Source organism: Microbacterium sp. NPDC057741 (genome assembly GCF_042798735.1).
In the GTDB taxonomy this organism is placed as follows: Bacteria; Actinomycetota; Actinomycetes; order Actinomycetales; family Microbacteriaceae; genus Microbacterium.
Genome location: NZ_JBHVJW010000001.1, coordinates 274,544 through 297,319, shown reverse-complemented (window position 1 = coordinate 297,319; position 22,776 = coordinate 274,544). Strand labels below are relative to the sequence as shown.

23 protein-coding genes are annotated in these 22,776 nt (G+C 68.7%); 6 read left to right on the top strand and 17 right to left on the bottom strand.

What is annotated here, in order from left to right; genetic code table 11:
• Nucleotides 1–38 precede the first annotated feature (38 nt).
• Both ACFVDO_RS01395 and ACFVDO_RS01390 read left to right on the top strand, forming a co-directional pair.
• Nucleotides 39–542 (top strand): glutathione peroxidase, encoded by a 504-nt coding sequence (locus tag ACFVDO_RS01395; protein ID WP_378858280.1) that lies wholly within the window; start codon nucleotides 39–41, stop codon nucleotides 540–542.
• A 113-nt stretch (nucleotides 543–655) separates the two neighbouring features.
• Entirely contained in the window at nucleotides 656–1,837 is a 1,182-nt protein-coding gene (locus tag ACFVDO_RS01390; protein WP_378858279.1) for a metallophosphoesterase family protein, read from the top strand.
• Nucleotides 1,838–1,886: 49 nt separating this feature from the next.
• Here ACFVDO_RS01390 and ACFVDO_RS01385 read toward each other — a convergent pair whose 3' ends face one another.
• The 3 genes from ACFVDO_RS01385 to recO are packed head-to-tail and all read right to left on the bottom strand — an operon-like array spanning nucleotide 1,887 to nucleotide 4,137.
• Entirely contained in the window at nucleotides 1,887–2,573 is a 687-nt protein-coding gene (locus ACFVDO_RS01385) for a DsbA family protein (protein WP_378858278.1), read from the bottom strand.
• Nucleotides 2,574–2,602: 29 nt separating this feature from the next.
• The gene (locus tag ACFVDO_RS01380; protein ID WP_378858277.1) at nucleotides 2,603–3,400 is read right to left on the bottom strand and encodes an isoprenyl transferase; all 798 of its coding nucleotides are present in this window, start codon (nucleotides 3,398–3,400) and stop codon (nucleotides 2,603–2,605) included.
• Complete coding sequence (recO, locus tag ACFVDO_RS01375; protein ID WP_378858276.1) at nucleotides 3,397–4,137, bottom strand: DNA repair protein RecO; 741 nt, start codon at nucleotides 4,135–4,137, stop codon at nucleotides 3,397–3,399. Before recO ends, ACFVDO_RS01380 begins: the two co-directional genes overlap by 4 nt.
• A 36-nt stretch (nucleotides 4,138–4,173) precedes the next feature.
• On the opposite strand from recO, the gene ACFVDO_RS01370 reads away from it, so the two are divergent.
• Entirely contained in the window at nucleotides 4,174–4,860 is a 687-nt protein-coding gene (locus ACFVDO_RS01370; protein WP_378858275.1) for a trimeric intracellular cation channel family protein, read from the top strand.
• Nucleotides 4,861–4,983: 123 nt separating this feature from the next.
• Here ACFVDO_RS01370 and leuA read toward each other — a convergent pair whose 3' ends face one another.
• Together leuA and ACFVDO_RS01360 are read right to left on the bottom strand one after the other, a co-directional pair.
• The gene (gene leuA / locus ACFVDO_RS01365) at nucleotides 4,984–6,738 is read right to left on the bottom strand and encodes a 2-isopropylmalate synthase (protein ID WP_378858274.1); all 1,755 of its coding nucleotides are present in this window, start codon (nucleotides 6,736–6,738) and stop codon (nucleotides 4,984–4,986) included.
• Between the two features lie 154 nt (nucleotides 6,739–6,892).
• On the bottom strand, nucleotides 6,893–7,840 hold the full coding sequence (locus ACFVDO_RS01360) for an NADP-dependent oxidoreductase (protein WP_378858273.1): 948 nt from the start codon (nucleotides 7,838–7,840) through the stop codon (nucleotides 6,893–6,895).
• A 37-nt stretch (nucleotides 7,841–7,877) separates the two neighbouring features.
• Between ACFVDO_RS01360 and ACFVDO_RS01355 the strand changes: the two genes are divergently transcribed.
• The gene (locus ACFVDO_RS01355; protein ID WP_378858272.1) at nucleotides 7,878–9,662 is read left to right on the top strand and encodes a DUF2207 domain-containing protein; all 1,785 of its coding nucleotides are present in this window, start codon (nucleotides 7,878–7,880) and stop codon (nucleotides 9,660–9,662) included.
• Nucleotide 9,663: 1 nt separating this feature from the next.
• Here the strand turns inward: ACFVDO_RS01355 and ACFVDO_RS01350 are convergent, their stop codons facing one another.
• Entirely contained in the window at nucleotides 9,664–9,960 is a 297-nt protein-coding gene (locus ACFVDO_RS01350) for a hypothetical protein (RefSeq protein WP_378858271.1), read from the bottom strand.
• A gap of 58 nt (nucleotides 9,961–10,018) precedes the next feature.
• Between ACFVDO_RS01350 and ACFVDO_RS01345 the strand changes: the two genes are divergently transcribed.
• Nucleotides 10,019–10,510, top strand: coding sequence for a hypothetical protein (locus ACFVDO_RS01345; RefSeq protein ID WP_378858270.1), 492 nt, complete (start codon nucleotides 10,019–10,021; stop codon nucleotides 10,508–10,510).
• 7 nt (nucleotides 10,511–10,517) lie between these two features.
• Here ACFVDO_RS01345 and era read toward each other — a convergent pair whose 3' ends face one another.
• From era to hrcA, 8 genes are read right to left on the bottom strand one after another with little or no spacing between them, the layout of a single operon-like run.
• Entirely contained in the window at nucleotides 10,518–11,414 is an 897-nt protein-coding gene (gene era, locus ACFVDO_RS01340) for a GTPase Era (RefSeq protein ID WP_378858269.1), read from the bottom strand.
• On the bottom strand, nucleotides 11,407–12,678 hold the full coding sequence (locus ACFVDO_RS01335) for a hemolysin family protein (protein ID WP_378858268.1): 1,272 nt from the start codon (nucleotides 12,676–12,678) through the stop codon (nucleotides 11,407–11,409). Before ACFVDO_RS01335 ends, era begins: the two co-directional genes overlap by 8 nt.
• Entirely contained in the window at nucleotides 12,675–13,133 is a 459-nt protein-coding gene (gene ybeY / locus ACFVDO_RS01330; RefSeq protein WP_378858267.1) for an rRNA maturation RNase YbeY, read from the bottom strand. The genes ACFVDO_RS01335 and ybeY overlap by 4 nt, the downstream gene beginning before the upstream one ends.
• A gap of 16 nt (nucleotides 13,134–13,149) precedes the next feature.
• On the bottom strand, nucleotides 13,150–14,175 hold the full coding sequence (locus ACFVDO_RS01325; protein ID WP_378858324.1) for a PhoH family protein: 1,026 nt from the start codon (nucleotides 14,173–14,175) through the stop codon (nucleotides 13,150–13,152).
• A gap of 43 nt (nucleotides 14,176–14,218) precedes the next feature.
• Nucleotides 14,219–14,566, bottom strand: a complete 348-nt coding sequence (locus ACFVDO_RS01320; protein ID WP_378858266.1) for an HIT domain-containing protein — start codon at nucleotides 14,564–14,566, stop codon at nucleotides 14,219–14,221.
• A gap of 25 nt (nucleotides 14,567–14,591) precedes the next feature.
• The gene (locus ACFVDO_RS01315; protein WP_378858265.1) at nucleotides 14,592–15,320 is read right to left on the bottom strand and encodes a 16S rRNA (uracil(1498)-N(3))-methyltransferase; all 729 of its coding nucleotides are present in this window, start codon (nucleotides 15,318–15,320) and stop codon (nucleotides 14,592–14,594) included.
• Nucleotides 15,321–15,322: 2 nt separating this feature from the next.
• Nucleotides 15,323–16,435, bottom strand: coding sequence for a molecular chaperone DnaJ (gene dnaJ / locus ACFVDO_RS01310; protein WP_378858323.1), 1,113 nt, complete (start codon nucleotides 16,433–16,435; stop codon nucleotides 15,323–15,325).
• 42 nt (nucleotides 16,436–16,477) lie between these two features.
• Entirely contained in the window at nucleotides 16,478–17,509 is a 1,032-nt protein-coding gene (hrcA, locus tag ACFVDO_RS01305) for a heat-inducible transcriptional repressor HrcA (RefSeq protein WP_378858264.1), read from the bottom strand.
• A 115-nt stretch (nucleotides 17,510–17,624) separates the two neighbouring features.
• Between hrcA and ACFVDO_RS01300 the strand changes: the two genes are divergently transcribed.
• Nucleotides 17,625–19,043, top strand: coding sequence for a carboxylesterase/lipase family protein (locus ACFVDO_RS01300; protein WP_378858263.1), 1,419 nt, complete (start codon nucleotides 17,625–17,627; stop codon nucleotides 19,041–19,043).
• A 12-nt stretch (nucleotides 19,044–19,055) separates the two neighbouring features.
• Here ACFVDO_RS01300 and hemW read toward each other — a convergent pair whose 3' ends face one another.
• From hemW to ACFVDO_RS01285, 3 genes are all read right to left on the bottom strand, one after another.
• Nucleotides 19,056–20,276, bottom strand: a complete 1,221-nt coding sequence (gene hemW / locus ACFVDO_RS01295) for a radical SAM family heme chaperone HemW (RefSeq protein ID WP_378858262.1) — start codon at nucleotides 20,274–20,276, stop codon at nucleotides 19,056–19,058.
• The gene (locus ACFVDO_RS01290; RefSeq protein WP_378858261.1) at nucleotides 20,276–20,929 is read right to left on the bottom strand and encodes a DUF1990 family protein; all 654 of its coding nucleotides are present in this window, start codon (nucleotides 20,927–20,929) and stop codon (nucleotides 20,276–20,278) included. The genes hemW and ACFVDO_RS01290 overlap by 1 nt, the downstream gene beginning before the upstream one ends.
• Nucleotides 20,930–21,044: 115 nt before the next feature.
• Entirely contained in the window at nucleotides 21,045–22,763 is a 1,719-nt protein-coding gene (locus tag ACFVDO_RS01285) for an ABC transporter family substrate-binding protein (RefSeq protein WP_378858260.1), read from the bottom strand.
• Nucleotides 22,764–22,776 lie beyond the last annotated feature (13 nt).

Genomic DNA, 22,776 nt, shown 5'->3' with positions numbered 1-22,776 from the left:
CCGACGCCCGCGGGCGGCAGCGAACCTAGGCTGTGAATATGACCGATCAGCCGCTCCGCCAGATCCCGTTCACCGACGCCTCCGGCACCGAGAAGACGCTGGACGACTACGGCGCCGACGTCGTGCTGGTGGTCAACGTCGCCTCGAAGTGCGGCCTGACCCCGCAGTACGAGCAGCTCGAAGAGTTGCAGCGCACCTACGAGTCGCGCGGCTTCACCGTGCTCGGGTTCCCCTGCAACCAGTTCTTCGGCCAGGAGCCCGGCTCGATGGATCAGATCCTGGAGTTCTGCTCGACGACCTACGGCGTCTCGTTCCCGGTCAACGACAAGCTGAAGGTCAACGGCAGGAACGCCGCAGACCTCTACAAGGCTCTCAAGCAGACTCCGGATGCCGGCGGCAAGGCCGGCCGCGTGGAGTGGAACTTCGAGAAGTTCCTGGTCTCGCCGGACGGCTCTGTGCAGCGGTTCCGGCCGAAGCAGAAGCCGGACTCCCCCGAGATCGTGTCGGCCATCGAGAGCGCCCTCACCGTCGGCGGGCGCTGACCGGAAAGCGTTCACCTGCGCGTCCCTCCCCCGACATGTTGGTCTCCTAGCGTCTCCGCGGCGGCAATCCGGCCGCGACGAAGAGGAGACCTGGAATGCCAGAACGACTGCCCATGAGCCGACGAACCGTGATCGCCGCAGGCGCGATCGGCGCGGTCAGCGCGGCGCTGCCACTCGGCGCAGCGAATGCCCAGACGACCGGAGCGTCGCCCTCAGGAAAGCCGGGAGCCAAGGCCCCGCGGCTGCGTTTCCACGAGAACCGGACGTTCAAGGTCGTCCAGTTCAACGACACCCAGGACGACGAGCTCACCGACCGGCGGACCGTCGAGCTCATGGGGAAGGTGCTCGACCAGGAGAAGCCCGACTTCGTCGTCATCAACGGTGATGTCATCACCGGCGGCTGCGAGAACCGGCTCGCGGTCAAGCAGGCCATCAACAACGTGGTGCAGCCGATGGAGTCGCGCCGCATCCCGTGGGCGGTCACCTACGGCAATCACGACGAGGACTCGCTGCCGCAGTCCGGCGTCGACGAGGCCGGGATGCTGAAGATCTACCGCTCGTACGACTTCAACATGAACGCCGAGAACGAGCGCGGGCTCACCGGCACGAGCAACACCATCGTGCCCATCGCGTCGGCATCGAAGCAGAACCGCCAGGCGTTCGCGCTCTGGCTGATCGACTCCGGGCGCTACGCGCCCGGCGCGATCAACGGCCAGGACTTCGCCGGCTACCCGACCTGGGACTGGCTGCGCATGGACCAGGTCAACTGGTACCGCGAGCAGTCCCAGCGTCTCGAGCGGAGCCAGGGGCACAAGGTGCCCGGCCTGATGTTCATCCACATCGCGCTCTGGGAGCACCGCTTCATGTGGTGGGGCGGCGTCGACACCCGTACCCCGGCGGACGCCGCGCGCGGCAAGGCCCGCCACCGCATCGTCGGTGAGCGCAACGAGGACGAGTGCCCCGGACCGATCAACTCGGGCATGTTCAACGCGATCCTCGAGCGCGGCGACGTGAAGGGCGTCTTCGTCGGGCACGATCACGTCAACGACTACTACGGCGACTACTACGGCGTGCTGCTCGGCTACGCCCCCGGCACCGGCTTCGGCGCCTACGGGCTCGACGGCGCGGAGCGCAACCGCCTGCGCGGCGGACGGGTGTTCGAGCTCACCGAGAACGGCGACGACGTGCAGGTCGCGACCCGCGTCGTGTACGCCCGTGACCTGGGCATCGACCTCACCGCGAACGACCAGCCGATGCAGCCGCTGCCTCTGGGCCCGAAGCAGCAGAAGATCTGACGGAACGCGAAAGGCCCGGTCCTCGGACCGGGCCTTTCCACGTCGGTGATCAGCTCGCGGCGTCCTCGACGACCTCGGCACCGCGCTGCGCCCAGACGTCGCGAAGGACGTTCTCGAACGCCTCGGCGGGCTGAGCCCCGCTGACACCGTACTTGCCGTCGATCACGAAGAACGGAACCCCGTTGATGCCGTAGGCGCGGGCCTGCGCCTGGTCGGCACGCACGTCGTCGAGGTATGTCGACGACTCGAGGACCTCGGTCGCCTCGGCGGCATCCAGCCCGACCTCGGCGGCCAGGACGACCAGGTCGTCGATGCGACCGACGTGCTTGCCCTCGGTGAAGTAGGCGGACATCAGCCGCTCCTCCATCTCGTGCTGCAGGCCCTTCGCCTTGGCGTGGTGCAGCAGTTCGTGGGCCTTCACCGTGTTGGTGTGCTGCAGCTTGTCGAAGTTGTACTCCAGGCCCGCCTGCGCGGCGACGTTCGTCACGTGCGAGAGCATCTGCTCGACCTGCTCGCGGGGCATTCCCTTGTGCCCGGCGAGGAAGTCGATCTCATCGCCGTCGAAGTCCACCGGGGTGTCGGGAGAGAGCTCGAAGGAGTGGAACGTGATGTTCACCTGCGGGGCGTCCTCGTCGCCGGCTGTGGCCGCCAGGCCCGCTTCAAGGTTGCGCTTGCCGATGTAGCACCACGGGCAGGCGATGTCGGACCAGATGTCGATCGAGATGGGTTCACTCACAACATCATTCAACCGGATGGAAGGCCCGGCTATTCCTGCGGTGCGTCCACTGCGCCGCCGAAGCGGCGGTCTCGCGACAGATACACCCCGATCGCCCGCCACAGCTCCTCGCGCGAGAAGTCGGGCCACAGCGTGTCGAGGAAGACCATCTCAGCGTAGGCGGACTGCCAGAGCAGGAAGTTGGAGGTGCGCTGCTCGCCCGAACTGCGCAGGAACAGATCGACGTCGGGCATGTCCGGTACGTACAGGTGGCGCCCGATCGACTTCTCGGTGATCGCGCTGGGTCTCATCCGCCCTGCCTTGACGTCCTCGGCGATCGCGCGCATGGCATCCACCAGTTCGATACGCCCGCCGTAGTTCACGCACATGGTCAGCGTGAGCACGTCGTTGCCCCGGGTGAGCTGCTCGGCGTACTGCAGCTCCTTGATGACCGACCCCCACAGCCGCGGCTTGCGGCCGGCCCAGCGCACCCGCACGCCCCACTCGTTGAGCTGGTCGCGGCGGCGGTGCAAGACATCGCGGTTGTAGCCCATCAGGAACCGCACCTCCTCCGGAGAGCGCGCCCAGTTCTCGGTGGAGAAGGCATACACCGACAGGTGCTTGACACCGGCCTGGATCGCTCCTGCGACCACGTCGAGCAGCACCTCCTCACCGGCCTTGTGCCCCTCGATGCGGTTCAGACCCCGGCGGTTCGCCCACCGTCCGTTGCCGTCCATGACGATCGCGACGTGGTTCGGCACCGCCGGGAACGCAGGCGGCTGCACTCCGGTCCAGTCCAACGGCCGGTAGGGCACGGCGTCCTTGTGGGTGTACGGCTTCGGGCTCACCGCAGTCCTTCCGGTTGGGAGGTGACGTGCTCGAGCGAGCGGATGCCGCGCTCGAGGTGGTACTGGGCATAGGCAGCGACCGTGCCGGATGCGGCCGCGGTGTCGGCCGGGGATGCCGCGTCCACCGCCTCCCACTCGCCGGCCAGCAGCGCACGCAGCAGGGCGAGGGCGGATGCCGGGATGCGCGGGCTTCCGGCCGGCGCGCAGTCGCCGCAGACCAGACCGCCGAGAGGGGCGACGAACGCCGTGTGCGGGCCGGGCGCGCCGCAGCGCGCGCAGTCGTCGAGAGAGGGCGCCCAGCCCGACAGCGCCATCACCCGCAGCAGGTAGGAGTCCAGGATGCTGCGCGCCGCATGCTCGCCGCGGGACAGCGCCCTGAGCCCTCCGACCAGGAGAAGATACTGCTCGGGCGTCGACTCGGCCTCATTCAGCCGGTCGGCGGTCTCTACCATCGCACTCGCGGCCGTGAACCGGTCGTAGTGCGCGGCGATGTCGGAGCCGTACGAGCCCAGCGACTCGGCCTGCTGCACGATGTCGAGGGTGCGCCCCTGGTACAGCTGCACGTCGGCGACCATGAACGGCTCCAGCCGCGCACCGAACTTCGACGAGGTGCGCCGCACCCCCTTCGCCACCGCACGGATCTTGCCGTGCCGACGCGACAGCATGGTGAGGATGCGGTCCGCCTCACCGAGCTTGTGGGTGCGCAGCACCACCGCTTCGTCTCGGTAGGTCGGCATTCCTCGATTATCCCCCGACCCGGGGACAATGGACGTGTGACCGAACCGCTCTTCACCATCCCCCTCTGGGCCGACCTGCTCGGCGTCGGCCTCGGTGGCATCCAGGGTGCGATGTTCGCCTCGGGGTTCCAGGGGCAGCGCCGCCTCGACTGGCTCGGCGTCGCGATCATCGGCGTCATGATCGGCATGGGCGGCGGTCTCATCCGCGACCTGATGCTGGGCCTGCCGCCGGCGACGCTGCAGAGCAACTGGTACCTCATCACCGCGGCCGGCGCGGCTCTGCTCGGGATGCTCCTTGCAGGTGTGTTCAACCGCCTGAACGGATTCATCGTCGGACTCGACGCCCTCGTCATCGGCATGTTCGGCGCCTTCGGCACCAGCAAGGCGATCGGCCTCGGCGTCCCGCCCGTGCCGGCCGTGTTCATCGGGGTGTGCGCCGCCGTCGGCGGCGGTGTCCTGCGCGACGTGCTGATGGGCCTGCCCGTCGCGATCATGCACGTCGGCTCGCTCTACGCCGTCGCGGCCGGTGTGGGCTGCACGTTCATCGTCGTCGCGCACGGTCTCGGCATGAACATCACGCTCGCCGCAGTGCTGTGCATCGTGCTGACCGCGATCATCCGTGTGCTCGCCGTGATCTTCGACCTGTCGCTGCCGGAGCAGCGCCGTCTGCATCGTCGCAAGGTCGCGACCGAGACCGGGATGATCCCGATCGTCAAGCCCTGACGCATGACTGCGCCCCCGCCGGCAAGATCGGCCGGAGCGGGGGCGCAGACGAGTCGCACGGCGGATGCGCCGCGGACGGACCTCCGCGCACGGGTGGCGGCGCGGAGGAGATCTCTTCCGGGGTCAGACCCCGACGAGCTCGCTCTGGCGTGTGCGCACCGAGCGGTTCACGCACGACACGATCGCCTTGAGCGACGCCGTGGAGATGTCGCCGTCGATGCCGACGCCCCACAGCCGCTGGTCGTCCACCTGCAGCTCGACGTAGGCCGCGGCCTGTGCGTCGCCGCCGGTGGAGAGAGTGTGCTCGACGTAGTCGTAGAGGGTGATCTCCGTGCCGCGCTCACGCAGCACCTCGATGAAGGCTGCGATCGGCCCGTTGCCCTGACCTGTCGCCTCGACGCGCTCCTCACCGTCGCGCAGCACCACGTCGAGGACGACCTCGCCGGACATGTCGCTCCGCGTCTGAGTGCCGAGCAGCTCGAAGCGCCCCCACTTCTGCGCGGCGTCGTCGGCCGGCAGGTACTCGTCGTTGAAGATCTTCCAGATCTGTTCGCTGGTGACCTCGCCGCCCTCGGCGTCGGTCTTGGCCTGCACGACGCCGGAGAACTCGATCTGCAGCTTGCGCGGCAGGTCGATGGCGTGGTCGGTCTTCAGCAGGTAGGCGACGCCGCCCTTGCCGGACTGCGAGTTGACCCGGATGACGGCCTCGTAGGAGCGGCCCAGGTCCTTGGGGTCGACGGGCAAGTACGGCACGCCCCATTCGATCTCGTCGACGGAGACACCCCGCTCCTCGGCCTTCGCAGCCATCGCCTCGAAGCCCTTCTTGATCGCGTCCTGGTGCGATCCGCTGAACGCGGTGAAGACCAGGTCCCCGGCCCAGGGGCTGCGCTCAGGCACGGGCAGCTGGTTGCAGTACTCGACTGTGCGCTTGACCTGGTCGATGTCGCTGAAGTCGATCTGCGGGTCGATGCCCTGCGTGAACAGGTTGATGCCCAGCGCCACCAGGTCGACGTTGCCGGTGCGCTCGCCGTTGCCGAACAGGCATCCCTCGATGCGGTCCGCGCCGGCCATGTAGCCCAGCTCGGCTGCGGCGATCGCGGTGCCGCGGTCATTGTGCGGGTGCAGCGACAGGATGACGTTCTCGCGCTGCGCGAGGTGGCGGTTCATCCATTCGATCGAGTCGGCGTAGACGTTGGGCGTGGCCATCTCGACAGTCGCAGGCAGGTTGATGATCACCTTGCGGTCGGGCGTGGGCTCGAGCACCTCGATGACGGCGTTGCAGACCTCGACGGCGTACTCCAGCTCGGTGCCGGTGTAGCTCTCCGGCGAGTACTCGTAGTAGACCTCGGTGTCGGGGATGCGCTTCTCGAACTCCCGGCACAGGCGCGCGCCCTCCAGGGCGATCTGCTTGACGCCCTCGCGGTCGGAGCGGAACACGACCTCGCGCTGCAGCACGCTGGTCGAGTTGTAGAAGTGCACGATGGCCTGCTTGGCTCCGGCGATCGCCTCGTACGTGCGCTCGATCAGGTGCTCGCGGCACTGGGTCAGCACCTGGATAGTGACATCGTCGGGGATCAGGTCCTCTTCGATCAGCTGGCGGACGAAGTCGAAGTCCGTCTGGCTGGCCGACGGGAAGCCGACCTCGATCTCCTTGTAGCCCATGCTGACGAGCAGCTCGAACATGACTCGCTTGCGCTCGGGCGACATCGGGTCGATGAGCGCCTGGTTACCGTCACGCAGGTCGACGGCGCACCAGCGGGGCGCCGCGGTGATGCGCTTGCCCGGCCAGGTGCGGTCATCGAGGTCGACACGGATCTGCTCGTGGAAGGGCCGATACTTGTGGATCGGCATCGCGGAGGGCTTCTGATTGTTCTTCATGATCGGTGCTGTTTCTCTTCGTCAGAAATGTGCTCAGGCCAACACGAGCGCCGCGACGAGAAAGGCCCGATTGTCAGGACTCGTCACGGCAGCTAAGAAGAAGCAGACCGCCCAGAGGCATGCGTCAATGCTAACACCCGACTTGGCAGAATGCTCACGGGATGAGCGCGAGCTTGCCGCCCGGGTGCCCCTCGGCGAGGAATCGCAGCGCCTCCGGCGCCTCGCTCAGCGGATACTCCTTCGCGACGGGCACAGTGAGTTCGCCGCGCTCTGCGGCCTCGACGAGCTCGATGCGCACGGCGTCGCGGTAGCGGGCCGTCTCGGGATCCGAGCCCGAGCTCGCCTGGAAGCCGTGCTCGGCCGCGAGCTGCGGCGCGACGATCGTGACGATGCGCCGGCGGTCGCTCACGAGGGCGAGCGACGCCTCGGTCGCCTCCTCGGTCCCCGCGGCATCGAGGGCCGCGTCGATCGATTCGACCCCGGCGTCCGCCATCGCGGCACGGATGCGACGGAGCATTCCGTCGCCGTACTCCACCGGGATGCCGCCGAACCGGCGCACCTCTTCGGCGCGGAGCGCGCTCGCGGTGCCGATGACCCGGATGCCGCGCTGAGACGCCTGCTGCAGGACGCTGACGCCCACCGCGCCGGATGCCGCGTGCAGCAGCAGCGTCTCCCCCGGACGCGCGTCCACGGCGTGCAGCATCGCAGAGGCGGTAGTGCCTGCGAGCAGCAGGTTCGCGGCCTGCGAGTGGGTGAGAGGTGCCGGCTTGCGCAGCACCTTCTGCGCAGGAACGGTGACCTCGCCGGCATAGCCGCCGTTGATCCGGAACGCGATGACCTCGTCTCCGACGACGGCCGAGCCGGTGACGATCTCGGTGTCCGTTCCGACGGCGGCGATGACGCCTGACACCTCGTAGCCGATCGCCGCGGGCAGCTCCGCACCGGCGCGGGCGACCGCGACGTGCTTGGCATCGGCGGGGTTCACGCCCGCCGCGTGCACACGGATCGTGACCTCGCCCGGACCGGGCACCGGCGGCGTGTACTCCTCGAGCAGCCAGTTGTCGGGGCTTCCCCACTCCGTCGCGATCCAATGCAGTGCCATTCCTCCACGCTACGCCCGCTCCGGATAGCGTGGAGGAATGCGTCTGCGCTCCGCTCTCCGCTCCGCCGTGCTCGCCGGCCTGTTCGCCGCCCTCGCGATGGCGGTGCTCCCGGCATCCGTCGCACGCGCCGACGTCGACGACTTCTCCTACTCGTCGTGGGACTCGACGTACGACATCGGGCTGGATGCGGATGGCCGCGCCGAGATGCACGTCACCGAGACCGTGGTCGCGCAGTTCCCGCAGACCGATCAGAACAAGGGCATCGTGCGTGGGCTGCCGGAGATGTACCAGGGGACGCCTGTCTTCCCGACCGTGATCTCGGTGACCGACGGCAAGGGGGGCGAGGTGCCCTTCGAGACCGACTCGGACGACGATGTGCTGTTCGTGTCCATCGACGACGACACGTACAAGCACGGCGCGACGACGTACGTCATCGCCTACACCATGCGCGATGTCTTCCACACGCCGGACGATGCGGACCTCGACGAGTTCTACTGGGACCTGCTTCCCCTGGACTCCACGCAGGACATCGCGCGGTTCACCGGCAGCATCCGGTTCGATGATGCTCTGACCGCAGCGAGTGCGGGTGACCCGAGCTGCTACCAAGGCGCCTACGGCGCGACCGACTCCTGCACCCTGTCAGAGCAGGACGGCGCGTACGTCGTCTCCGCGCGCGATCTGCGCGCGGGCGAGGGCATCACCGTCGCCTTCCCGTTCCAGCCGGGAACCGTGACCCCGTCACCGGCGCTGCAGCCCGACCCGATGACCGACGTCGTGCCCTACGGCGTCGCCGGTGGCGGGCTGCTGCTCGGCGGTGCCGGACTTCTCTCCATCGCCGCACTCAAGCGGCGACACCGCGCACGGGGGCGAGGCACGGTCATCGCTCAGTACGAGGTTCCCGGTGATCTGCCCCCGCTGCTGGCCGCGCAGATCCACGGCAGCAAGGCGAAGGCCGTGCCCGCCGAGATCGTGCACCTGGGCGTGCACGGCGCCCTGCGCATCGAGGACGCGCAGAAGAGGAAGACGAAGCCGACGCTCCGCCTCATCTCGGTCGAGGGCGCCGGCGATCCCCTCGACGCAGCCACCCTCGAGGCACTGTTCCCGAAGCTGGAGCAGGAGACGGTGGTCGATCTCGCCAAACCCACTGACGCGCTCCCCGCTCGGCTCTCCACGCTCTCAAAGGCCGCAGGCGATGCGGCTGCCGAGCGCGGACTCATCGAGCGGAGGCGGTCTCTGCTCGGGCTGGTGTGCGGTATCCTCGGCATCCTCGCAGCGCTCGTCGCCATCGCCATGGCGATCCCCGGTCTCGCCGTGCAGCGTCCTGCCGCGATCGGAGCGTTCGTGGTCAGCATCCTGATCGCCGTCGCCGCGATCGGCATCGGCATCCGGCTGATGCTGAAGACGGTCGTCGTCACCCCGAGGGGCGCCGAGGCGCGCGAGCACCTGCTCGGCGTGCGCGAGTACATCCGGCTCGCCGAGGCCGATCGCATCCGGATGCTGCAGTCGTACAGCGGCGCGGAGCGTCGGCGCGACGGCACCGCCGACATCGTCGTGCTCTACGAGCGGCTGCTCCCCTACGCGATGCTGTTCGGCCTGGAGAAGGAATGGGCCAAGGTGCTCGAGGTGCAGTACGAGCAGCGCGGCACGACACCGTACTGGTACACCGGCTATGCGATCGGATCGCTCGGCTCGTCACTGACGAGCATGGGCACGTCTCTCACCGCCACACCGATCGCAACGTCGTCCTCCTCGTCGAGCGGCTCGTTCGGCGGCGGCTTCTCCGGCGGAGGCGGCGGAGGCGGCTTCTCCGGCGGCCGCTGAGTCAGCCCTCGACTCCGCTCCCGGATCCACTGCGCGGCGCGCCAGGCATCAGGAACCCGAGCGTCACGTAGAGCAGCGCGCCGACGATGATCCCCAGCCCTACTGCCAGCGCCATGCGGGCACCTGGCTTCTGCCCATTCACGCCGCCAACCACCGCCAAGGCCAACCCGACTGCTCCGATGTAGTACGGCCCGAAGACCGATCCGAACAGTCCTGCAGCAAGACCGAGCACTCCCGCGATGACCCACGCGGCGCGTCGCCACCACCGCGCCGATTCACGCCCCACCGCAGCATCCATGCCTCATCGTCGCACTGAGTAGGAGCCCCCGCTAGGGTGAGCGATGAGGGAGGGCGGGATGCGCGCGGAGTTGCTGATCGGAAGCATCATTCTCGTCATCGGCGTGCTTGTCATCGTGTTCCACCGTGCGCTGCACCACTTCTTCGCAGCCGAGCGCCATGTCATGGGAGTCGGAACCGCTCAGGATCTCCGTCGCCCGGTCGTCACGGCGCTGGTGGGCGTCGTTTTCGTGGTCTTCGGCGGCGCGATGCTCGTCGTCCAGTTCGTGAGCGGCCAGCCGCCTGCTTCGACGATGCAGGACGCCACGCTGACGAAGGTGTTCACGGTGATCGCCATCGTGGCGGGCTCGCTCGCGGTGCTGACCGCACTGCTGAGTCGTCCGCTCGCACGGTTCGTCGCACGCCGGCTCCGGAAGACCGGTGTCGACCTCTACCTCAGCGACGACGTCGACCGCTACGCGCGCGGCATGGTCCGGGTGCAGTTCGGCTGGTTCCTGCTCATCGCCGTCTTCTGCCTGGTGATGGCGATCGTCCAGCCTCTCCGCGTCTGACCCCGGCTCAGAACCCGAGCTTGCCGAGTTGCTTGGGATCGCGCTGCCACTCCTTGGCGACCTTCACGTGCAGCCCAAGGAACACGCGCGTGCCGAGCAGCGGCTCGATCTGAGCCCGGGCACGGGCGCCGACGTCGCGCAGGCGGGAGCCCTTGTGACCGATGATGATCGCCTTCTGGCTGTCGCGCTCGACCACGATCGAGGCGTGCACGTCGGTGAGGTCGCTGTCTTCGCGCGGCGCGATGTCGTCGATCACGACGGCGATCGAGTGCGGCAGTTCGTCACGTACGCCTTCCAGCGCCGCCTCGCGGATGATCTCCGCGACCCGGTCCTCGATGGACTCGTCGGTGATGACGCCGTCCTCGTAGAGCGCAGGACCGGTGGGCATGAGCGCGAGCACCTCGTCGGCGAGCACGTCCAGCTGATCGTTCGCGACCGAGGAGAGCGGGATGACGGCCGCCCAGTCCTCGCGCAGCGAGTCGACCTCGATCAGCCGCTCCGTGATCTCGTCACGATCCGCGGCATCCGTCTTCGTGACGATCGCGATCTTCTTCGCGCGGGGGTAGCCGTCCAGCGATGCCGCGATGCGGCGGTCGCCTGGTCCGACCTTCTCGGTCGCGGGCACGCAGAAGCCGATCACGTCGACGTCGCCGAGCACCTGCTCGACCAGATCGTTCAGCCGCTCACCCAGCAGCGTGCGCGGCTTGTGGATGCCGGGGGTGTCGACGATCACGAGCTGGCCGCCCGGCCGGTTCACGATGCCGCGGATCGCGCGCCGCGTGGTCTGCGGCTTCTCGCTGGTGATCGCGATCTTCTCGCCCACCAGTGCGTTGGTCAGCGTGGACTTCCCCACGTTCGGACGCCCCACGAACGTGACGAATCCGCTGTGCTTCTCTTCACTCATCTTCCGACTCCTCCTCCGGCGCCCGTTCCACGAACACCGTAGCGATACCTCTGCCGCGGCCGCGCGACGCGCCGCCGGTGAGCACCAGTCCGTCGACGACGGCCATGGCACCGGGCTGCGGCACCTGGCCGAGCGCCTTGCCGAGCAGACCGCCGATCGAATCGACGTCCTCGTCCTCGAGCTCCAGATCGAACAGGTCGCCGACATCCTCCAGCGACAGGCGGGAGTTCACCCGGTACCGGCCGCCGCCGAGCTCGACGACTTCGGCCGGTGCCCGGTCGTACTCGTCGGCGATCTCACCGACCAGCTCCTCGATCAGATCCTCCAACGTGACCAGCCCCGATATGCCGCCGTGCTCGTCGATCACCAGGCACACGTGCACGGCGTCGCGCTTCATCTGCTGCAGCAGCGTCTCCGCACGCATCGACTCCGGCACGAAGGTCGCCGGACGCGCGATCGGACGCACCGGAGCCCCGCGCCAGGCGCTCTCGTCGCGATAGGCGAACTGCACGAGGTCCTTCAGGTAGAGCACGCCCACCACGTCGTCGGCGTCATCGTCGACCACCGGCATCCGCGAGACGCCCTTCGACAGGAACAGGTCCATCGCCTCGGTCGTCGTGGCCGTGGCGTCCACCGCGACCATCTCGGTGCGCGGCACCATCACAGCGCGGACGAACTGGTCCGTGAAGTCGAACACGGAGTGGATCAGGTCGCGGTCGTCCTCCTCGATGAGGTCGTTCGACGCGGCCTCGTCGACCATGCTGAGCAGCTGCTCCTCGGAGGCGAAGGTGCTGCGCCCGCCGCCGGGCGTGACCCGGCGACCGAGCGCCACGAGCCCCTGCGCGAGCGGTCCGAGCACCACGCGCACACCGTGCACGACGGGCGCCCACAGACGCAGCAGTCCGTCGGCGTGATGCCGCCCGAACGAACGAGGGCTCGCCCCGACCAGCACGAAGGTGATCCCGGTCATCAGCACCGCAGCGGCGAGCATGGCCCACCAGTCACTCGGCAGCAGCTGCACGAGGGCGACGGTCACCAGCACGGCGGCCGTGGTCTCGGCGAGCACGCGCATGAACGCCACGGCGTTCACGTGCGCATCCGGGTCCTCGGCGATCTTCGTCAGCGCGGACGCATTGCGTCCCTCTTCGGCCATCTCCTCGAGGTCGCTGCGCGAACTGACGGAGAACGCCGCGTCGACTGCCGCCATGAGGCCGCCGAAGGCGACCAGCAGCACGGCCCCGGCAAGCAGGATACCCGCGATCATCGTCGTCGTTCGGATGCCGCGAACCCGCGGATCAGCTCCTTCTGAAGCCCGAACATCTCACGCTCCTCATCCGGCTCTGCGTGATCGAACCCGAGCAGGTGCAGCAGGCCGTGCGTGGTGAGCAGGATCAGCTCGTCCATCAGCGCGTGGCCGGCGGTCTGCGCCTGCGACTCGGCCACCTGCGGGCAGAGCACGATGTCGCCGAGCAGCCCTGGCGGAGTCGGGTGGTCCTCACTGCCCGGTCGCAGCTCGTCCATCGGGAAGCTGAGCACATCGGTCGGTCCGGGCTCGTCCATCCACTGCACGTGCAGCGACTCCATCGCGCCCTCGTCCACCAGGACGATCGCGACCTCGGCGTCCGGGCTGACGTGCAGTTGGGCCAGGTTGTATTCGGTGAGCCGCTGCAGCACCGTCTCGTCGATGGAGACGGCGGACTCGTTGTTGATCTCGATCATGAAAGGTCCTGTCTCCTCAGGAAACGCCGCGCTTCGGCATCCGGTCTCTCGGCCCCGGCCGCATGCCCGAGCGCCGGTCGGCGCGGTTCGCGAACTCGTGCGCCTGCTCGCGCTCCGCCCTGGCGGCGGTGCGCTGCTCGTCATACTCGCTGTATGCGTCGACGATCCGCCCCACCAGTGTGTGCCGCACGACGTCGTCGCTGGTCAGTCGTGAGAAATGGATGTCGTCGATGTCCTTCAGCACGCGTGTCACCAACCGCAGGCCGGACGCGCCCTGCGGCAGGTCGACCTGCGTGATGTCGCCCGTGACGACCATCTTGGTGCCGAAGCCCAGCCGGGTCAGGAACATCTTCATCTGCTCCGGCGTGGTGTTCTGCGCCTCGTCGAGCACGACGAAGGAGTCGTTCAGCGTGCGTCCGCGCATGTAGGCGAGCGGGGCGACCTCGATGGTGCCGCTGGCCATCAGCCTGGGCACGATCTCTGGGTCCATCATCTCGTTCAGCGCGTCGTAGAGCGGCCGCAGATACGGATCGATCTTGTCGGTGAGGGTGCCTGGCAGAAAGCCCAGCCGCTCCCCGGCCTCGACGGCCGGGCGAGTCAGGATGATGCGTTCGACCTCTTTGCGCTGCAGTGCCTGTACGGCCTTCGCCATCGCCAGGTAGGTCTTGCCGGTGCCGGCGGGGCCGATGCCGAAGACGATCGTGTTCTCCGCGATCGCGTCGACGTACTCCTTCTGCCCGAGGGTCTTCGGGCGGATGACGCGTCCGCGGGTGGCCAGGATCGCCTCGCCCAGCACCTCGCTGGGGCGGAGACCTTCGTCCTGCCGCAGGATGCGGGCGGAACTGGACACGTCGCTCGGCGCGAGGTCGTGCCCGGCGCGGGTCAGCGTGATCAGCTCGTCGACGAGGGTCTTCGCCGCGGCGACCTCGGCGTCGGAGCCGCTCAGGGTGATCTCGTTGCCGCGAACGAGCACCTGCACGGCGGGATGCTCCTTCTCGAGCATCCGCAGCAGGCGGTCCTGCGGGCCGAGCAGCTGCACCATGGCGACGCCGTCGACGAGCAGGCGCTCGGTGCGTTCGGGTGTGTCAGAAGCCAATGAGCCGGTCCTCCGGAAGGTTGCCGAGCACGTGCGCGTGCACGTGGAACACGGACTGGGCGGCGCTCGCGCCGTTGTTGAAGATCAGTCGGTACTCGCCGTTCGCGTGGTCGTCGGCGATCTGCTTGGCCGCGGCGACCAACTTCGCCATCAGAGCGGGGTCGCCGGCAGCGAGCTCGGTGACGTCGCGGTACTGCTCCGACTTGGGGATCACGAGGGCGTGCAGCGGCGCCTGCGGGTTGATGTCGCGGATCGCGAACACGTCATCGGTCTCCAGCAGGATCTCGCCGGGGATCTCCCCGTTCAGGATGCGGGTGAAGATGGAGGGTTCGCTCATGCGATCAAGTCTACTGAGCGAGCGTCTACCAGCGCCCGAGGATGCCGGAGAGCATCGCGATCGCCGCGGGTCCGGCGGTGGACGTGCGCAGCACGCTGTCGCCGAGGCGGACGCGCTCGGCGCCGGCCTCGGTGAGCCGATCCAGCTCCTCGGGCGAGATCCCGCCCTCCGGCCCGACGATCAGCACGAGGTCGCGGTCGTCGGCGCGGATGCCGCTCAGGCGGGTGTCCGCGGTCGGATCGAGCACCAGCAGCCTGGCATCCGCCGACCGCTTCGCGAGCTGCCCGGTCGTCTCGACGCCGGCCACCTCGGGAATCCAGGCGCGGTGCGCCTGCTTGGCGGCCTCGCGGACGATGCTCGCCCACCGATCCCTGCCCTTCGCGGCCTTCGGCCCCTCCCAGCGCGAGATGCTGCGCGACGCCTGCCATGGCACGATCTCGTCGACGCCGAGTTCGCAGGCTGCCTGCACGGCCAACTCGTCGCGGTCGCCCTTCGCGAGCGCCTGGGCGAGCACGATGCGCATCGAGGGCGCCTCGTGCTCGCGGCGCGCGGTGATGCGCACCGAGACCTCAGCGGCCGAGACGTCCTCCACCTCGCCCTCCAGCCAGACTCCCGCACCGTCACCGATCGTCACGGATTCGCCGACGCGCACGCGGCGCACCACCGCCGCGTGCTTGGCCTCGGCCCCGGTGAGCAGCACCGTTTCACCCACCTGTGCGGTGGTGCCGGTCAGAGTGACGAAGTGCAGCGCCATGATCAGTGCGAGCGGAACCGGTCGCGGAGCTTCGAGAACAGACCCTGCTGGAACTGCGCGAGCTTCGGAGCGGGCGCCTTGTGCTTCTTCGCGAAGTCCTGGATGAGCTTGCGCTGCGCGGAGTCGAGCTTGGTCGGCGTCACGACCTGCACGCCGACGCGCAGGTCACCACGCTGGCTGCCGCGCAGGGGCGTGATGCCGCGCCCGCCGATCGTGAGCACGTCGCCGGACTGGAGACCTGCGCGGATCTCGAGGTCGACGGTGCCATCCAGTCCGTCGATCGTGGTCGTGGTGCCGAGGATCGCATCGCTCATGGACACCTCGAGGGTGGCGAGCAGGTCGTCACCGTCACGGCTGAACGTCGGATGCGGGGCCACGGTGACCTCGACGTAGAGGTCGCCGTTCGGGCCGCCTGCGCGTCCGACCTCGCCGGAGCCGGGAAGCTGCAGTCGCAGCCCGGTCTCGACGCCGGCCGGGATGTCGAGCGACACCGTCCGTCGGGAGCGCACCCGTCCCTGACCGGCGCACGCGCCGCAGGGGTACGGAATGGTCGTGCCGTAGCCCTCGCAGGTGCCGCAGGGCTGGGTGGTCACGACGTTGCCGAGCAGGCTGCGCACCTGGCGCTGCACGTGCCCGCTGCCGCCGCAGACGTCGCAGGTCACCGGAGAGGTGCCCTCCTGGCAGCACGAGCCGTTGCAGGTCTCGCAGAGCACGGCGGTGTCGACCTCGATGTCCCGGTGCGCGCCGAAGACGACGTCGCCGAGGTCGAGGTTCACGCGCACCAGGGCGTCCTGCCCGCGCTCCCGGCGCGATCGCGGCCGCGCAGAGCGTGCCCCGCCCGCGCCCCCGAAGAACGTCTCGAAGATGTCGCCGAATCCGCCGAAGCCGGCACCGCCGAACCCGCCGTTGTCGTCGCCGCCCATGTCGTAGCGGCGACGGGAGTCCTCGTCGCTCAGCACGTCATAGGCGTGCGTGACCAGCTTGAACCGCTCCGCGGCGTCCTCACCCGGGTTCACGTCCGGGTGCAGCTGGCGCGCCAGCTTGCGGTATGCCTTCTTGATCTCGTCCTGCGTGGCGTCCCGGGACACCCCGAGAACCTCGTAATGGTCGGCCACAGTCACCTTCCTGAGTGTGTGTGCGTTCGTGGGCGCACCGCGTCAGCGGCGCGTCTCGTCCTCTTCGAGCATCCGCGACAGGTAGCGGGCCACGGCCCGCGCCGCAGCGAGGTTGCTCGGATAGTCCATGCGGGTGGGCCCCATCACGCCCAGGCGTGCGGTGCCCCCCTGGGCGATGTAGTCGCTGGCGACGATCGAGGCCTCGCCCAGCCCGAAGGGCGCGTTCTCGGTGCCGATGCTGGCGGCCAGGCCGTGCTCGTCCGGCACCATCTCGCTCATCAGCCGCAGCAGCGTCACCTGCTCCTCGATCGCCTCGAGAAGCGGATGGATGCTGCCGCGGAAGTCCTGCTCGCGACGGGCCAGCGTCGCAGCGCCCGCCATCACGAGCTTCTCCTGACGGAACTCGGCGAGCTCCTCGCCGATCACCACTGCCAGGGCTGTGAGCGCCGGATCGGGTCGCACCTCCGACGGCTCACGCAGCAGCGCGACCCGCTCGGCGGCATCCGCGACCGCACGCCCGGTGATGAGCGCGGAGAGCCGGGCGCGGAGCACTGCCACGTCGGCCTCATCGACATCGACCGGCAGCACGGCGATCCGCTGCGAGACGCCGCCCGCGTCGGTCACCAGCACGACGAGCAGACGATTGGGCCCGAGGCCGACCAGCTCGAGGTGCGTGATGCTGGCACGGGCGAAGGACGGATACTGCGCGAGCGCGACCTGTCCGGTGAGCTGCGTGAGAACGCGGACGGTGCGGACCATCAGGTCGTCGAGATCGGCGGGATCGGCCAGGAACGTCTCGATCGCGGAGCGCTGAGCCGTGCTCAGCGGACGAACCTGGGCGAGGTGGTTCACGAAGACGCGGTACCCCTTGTCGGTGGGCACACGGCCGGACGAGGTGTGCGGAGCGGCGATGAGCTCCTCATCCTCGAGCAGCGCCATGTCGTTGCGGATCGTCGCGGCGGAGACGCCGAAGGCGTGCCGCTCGACGATCGACTTGCTGCCGACCGGCTCCTGCGTCTCGACGTAGTCCTGCACGATCGCGCGGAGCACCTGAAGCCCTCGTTCCGAGACCATGATGCTCCTTCCGCTCTGGCACTCACACGTACTGAGTGCCAATTCTACCCGTGCCTCGTGCCGAACGTCCTCAGGCGGGCGGGGTGGGCCTCGTCCGCGCCATACGATGACCGGTATGGACACGACCCCCGCACTCGCGACGATCTCCACGGGCAGGCTGCGGGGCGAGAGCCTGCACGGGATCCGCCGCTTCCTCGGCATCCCCTACGCCGCAGCGCCGTTCGGACCGAACAGGTTCCGGGAACCGCAGCCCGTCACGCCCTGGGACGACGTCCGGGCCGCGACCGCCTTCGGCCCGACCGCGCCGCAGCTCCCTTACGCCGGGGCGATCGGCGAGCTCCTCGGACACGTGATCCTCGAAGGAGAGGACATCCTCACAGCGAACGTCTGGACGCCTGAGCACGCCTCGGGGGCGCCTGTGGTGCTGTGGATCCACGGCGGCGCGCTGGAGCGCGGTGCCGCCGCGCTGCCCGGCTACGACGGCACGGCGTTCGCCCGTGACGGCATCGTGTTCGTGTCGGTGAACTACCGGCTCGGTGCGGAGGGCTTCTCGGTCCTCGACGGAGCTCCCCGCAACCTCGGCCTGCGCGATGCCGCCGCCGCGCTGCAGTGGACGCACCGCGAGATCGCGGCGTTCGGCGGCGATCCGGAGCGCATCACCGTGATGGGCGAGTCCGCCGGCGGCGCCCTCGTCGCCGCGCTCCTGAGCAGGGAAGACACCCGCGCTCTGATCTCCCGGGCGATCATCCAGTCCGGTCCGCTCGACGCGCAGACGCCGGAGAAGGGCGGCCGGGTGACCGCGCAGATCGCCAAGCTGCTCGGCACGACCACGGACAGGGATTCCTTCGCCGCGCTGGCACCAGGAGCGCTGCTCGACGCCCGCACCCGCCAGTCCGCGGGATCGTCACCGCTCGGCGGCGCACCCGGGTATCAACTGGTGCTCGACGAGGAGTCGCTCCCCCGTTCCCCGCGCGAGGCGCTCGGCGCTGTGACCACGCCGCTCATCATCGGCACGAACACCGACGAGTACCGGCTGTGGTTCACGCCGGAGGCCCTGGACCGCATCAGCGCTCTGAAGCTCCTCATCGCACGTCTCGCACTGCGCATCCCCGGGCGCGCCGTGCGCGCATTCCGCGCAGAGGAGCCGGACGCCACCACCGGCGAGATCTTCGGGCGGATCGCGACCGACCTGCTGCTGCGTGGGCCCGCATCCCGGGCGGCCGCCGCGCGGACTGCTCCGACCCATGTGTACGAGTTCGGCTGGCACAGTCCCGTGCGCGACCTGCGCGCTGCGCACGCAGTCGAGCTGCCGTTCATGTTCGGCACCGCCGAGGACCCGAGCTGGACGTCGCTGATCGGTGGCGCTCCGCCCGCGTCACTCGCCGGCGAGATGCACGAAGCATGGGCCGCCTTCATCCGGGACGGCGATCCCGGCTGGGCGGCGTACGGCTCCGAACGGCTGACGCGCCTGTTCGATGCGGAATCGCGGACCGTCCCGCAGCGGCGCACTCGCGGAATGGATCTGCTGCCCTGACGCGAGGCGCGCTCAGTCGGTGAGCGCGCGCACGACGGCGTCGGCGAGCAGGCGGCCCTGCAGCGTGAGCCGCAGGCGCTTCTCACGCAGAGCGGATGCCCCGTCGACGAGCCCGTCCGCGATGAGCCCCGCGACCACGTCCCTGTTGTCGATCGGCAGGTCGTCGAGCGGGATGCCCTCGGCCAGCCTGCTGCGCAGCAGCACGCGCTCGAGCATCCGGGCGTCCTCGTCAGGCCGCTCTCTGCCCGCTGCCGGCGACTCGCCGGCCGCGAGGCGCTGCGCGTAGGCGGCGGGGTGCTTCACGTTCCACCAGCGGAGGCCAGCGACGTGACTGTGCGCGCCGGGCCCGAAGCCCCACCAGTCCGAGCCGAGCCAGTACGCGAGGTTGTGCCGGGAGCGCTGCTCGGCCTTCCGGGCCCAGTTGCTCACCTCGTACCAGCCGAAGCCGGCCGCACCCAGACGCGAGTCGGCGAGCTCGTACATGTCGGCCTGCAGGTCGTCGTCGGGCGCGGGCACCTCGCCGCGGCGTATCTGCCTGGCGAGCTTCGTGCCGTCCTCGATGATCAGCGCGTACGCGGAGATGTGATCGGGGTCGAGTGCGAGCGCCGCATCGAGGGAAGCCTCCCAGTCTCCGAGGGACTCCCCCGGTGCGCCGTAGATCAGGTCGACGCTCACGGCGAGTCCTGCCGCTCGGGCCGCCTCCACCGCGGTCCGCACGTTCTCCGGACGGTGCGTGCGATCCAGCGCGGCGAGCACCTGCGGCACGGCGGACTGCATCCCGATGGACAGGCGCGTGACGCCCGCATCCGCCAGCCGAGCGGCGACCTCGGACGTGACCGTGTCGGGATTCGCCTCGACGGTGACCTCGGCGCCCTCCTCGATGCCGAAGGCGGAGATCGTGGTGTCCAGCATCCTGGCCAGATCGCCGGGCGGCAGCAGCGTCGGCGTGCCGCCGCCGAAGAACACGCTGTGCAGCGGGCGGATGCCGCCGGCTTCGCCGAGCACCTGCCTCGCCAGCGCCACCTCGGCGTTCAGCGTGTCGGCGTACTCGTCCTGACGTGCACCGCGCAGCTCGGTGGCCGTGTAGGTGTTGAAGTCGCAGTAGCCGCACCGCACCCTGCAGAACGGCACATGCAGGTACGCGGAGAACGGCATCGCCCGGTCGACGCGGATGTCGTCGGGCAGGCGTCCGTCGGCGGGCGCGGGGTCTCCGAGCGGAAGCGGGCCCGCCATCAGAGCGGGGTCGCGTACAGCGGCGAGATCGCGCGCAGGTAGCGGGCGAACAGCTCGCGGCGGCGACGCTTCACAAGGACCGGGAGCGTGCGGTACAGCATCCGGTTCGGGGCATCGAACGCCCGCACCGTGAACCAGACCTCGTCGTTGTCCTCGCGCCAGTCCACGTCGAAGGCCTCTTCGCCGCTCACGACGGAGCCGCCCATCGTGCCGAGCACGAACCCGATCCGACGGGACTCCTCGGTGACCGAGATCACACGCAGCTCCCCGTCGGCCCTCAGGCCCTTGACGCGGCCGCGCACCTTGAGGGTCATGCCAGGGCCGACGTACGGCGTGCCTTCGGCGTCATAGCGCTGCTCCTGCTCGCGACGGCTCGGAGCGATGGCGTTGCCCTCGTTGTCGAAGCTCACACCGGCGTAGGTCGGACCGGCGGAAGGGCGGACATCCTCGAGTTCGAGGCCCGCCGCGCGCTGCGCGGTCCAGGACAGCAGGGCGTCGCCGGCGGTGCGGAAGCGGTCCTCACCACTGCCGATCCGCCACGACTCCTCAGCCGGCAGACTGTGCTCCGGCGGATACTGCATGAGGTCGGGGGCGTGCGACGCCCCGACCGCGGCGTAATCCACCGTGCCTTCTCGGAATGTCCCGCGACGCATGCTTTCCAGCCTACGGGACGCCGACCTGAGCGACTGCTCCATGCCCGCCCCCGGCGCACGAAAGCGGGGCCGGTGGATGAACCACCGACCCCGCCAGGAATGCGATCAGGATGCCTTACTTGGCGTCCTTCTCCCAACCCACGTTCTCAACGGGCTGCACGCCGAAGAGGTCGAGGCCCACGTAGGGCTCCGGGGTCAGGTTGGCCAGACCCTTCTTCGCGGTCACGATGGACGGACCGTTGTAGATGCCGATGATGCCCCAGCGCTCGACGATCTCGGGCTCGAGGTCCATCGCAGCGGCGGTCTGCTTGACCGGGTCGCTGATCGACTCCACCTGGTCCTTGATCTTCTGGTCGAGCTCCTTGTCACCGACGCCCGAGAGGTTCAGGCCGGAGTCCGAGCAGTACAGCTGGCAGTACCAGGCTGCACCGAACGGGTCGGAGGCGGTGAAGCGCAGGCTCATGACGTCCCAGTTCTTCGAAGTGAAGTCATCGGAGAACTTGCTGGAGGGGCGGGTGTCGACGTTCAGCTTGATGCCGACCGCCTTCTCCTGCGCCTGCAGCGACTGAGCGAGAGCCTTCTGCGTCGGGTCGTCGCTGAAGATCGGGTAGGTGACCTCGAGCTTCTGGCCGTCCTTCTCGCGGATGCCGTCGGAGCCTTCCTTCCAGCCGGCGTCGTCGAGCATCTTCTTGGCGCCCTCGACATCGAACTTCAGGCCGGCAGCCTTCTGCGAGTCCTTGTAGCCGGGCTGGAACGAGTACAGGGTCAGCGAGCCGGCCGGGTCCTCCGTGTAGTTCAGACCGTTCCAGGCGATCTTCTTCTGCTGGTCGATGTCGATCGCGTTGAAGAATGCGTGGCGGACCTCGACGTCCTTGAACTGCGGCTTGGTCGAGTCGAGGATGATCACCGTGTTGGCCGTCTGCTGGGCCTTGTAGGTGACGACGCCCTTCATGTCCTTGACCTGCTCGAGGCGGTCCTTGGTGCCGGTGCCGACGGTGTCGATCTGGCCGTTCTTGAAGGCGTTGATCGACGCCTGAGCGTCCATACCGGTGAAGGTGACCTTGTCGAGCAGCGGCTTGTCGCCCCACCACTCCTTGTTCGGCTTGAAGGACACGTAGTCCTTGTTGGGGTCGAACTCGTCGACCGTGTAAGGACCTGCACCCCACTCAGGGTGAAGGTTGTCGATGTAGCCCTCGTTGAACACCTTGGGGTCAGCAGCGTGCGGGTTGATCACACCGGTGAGGAACGGCATCTGCGGCCAGGCGAACTCGCTCTTGAAGGTGACGATCGCGGTCTTGTCGGTGTCACCCTTGGTGACCGACTCGATCTCCTTGTAGCCGTCGGTCGCGTTCGGGTTGAAGCCCTCTTCGGTCGAGCGGTTGGCCTTCCAGGTCGCGTCGATGGCGGTCCAGTCCATCTCGGTGCCGTCGTTCCAGTGCGCTTCCTTGGTGAAGGTGAAGGTCAGCACGGTCTTGCCGTCCTTGACCTCGTTCTTCCAGACATCAAGGTAGTTGTCGTTCTTGTACGGCGTGCCATCCGGCTTCATCAGCAGGATCTGCGGCGTGTACCACGCGGCGATGCGAGCGGTGTCCGCGCTGCCGTCGCTGTTGAACGAGTTCAGCTGGGCGGGGATCTCGTTGATGGGGAAGTTGACCGTGCCGCCCTCCTTGAGGTTCTCACGGGGCTGCGGGTTGTAGTCAGCGGCGTCGACGCCGGCAGCTTCGCCGTTGTCCTTGTTGTCGCCACTGCCGCTGTTGCCGGCAGCGCACCCGCTGAGAGCGAGTGCGAAAGCGCCGGTGATTGCCAGCGCTCCCATCAGCTTGTACTGCTTCATGGTGCTCCTTTCG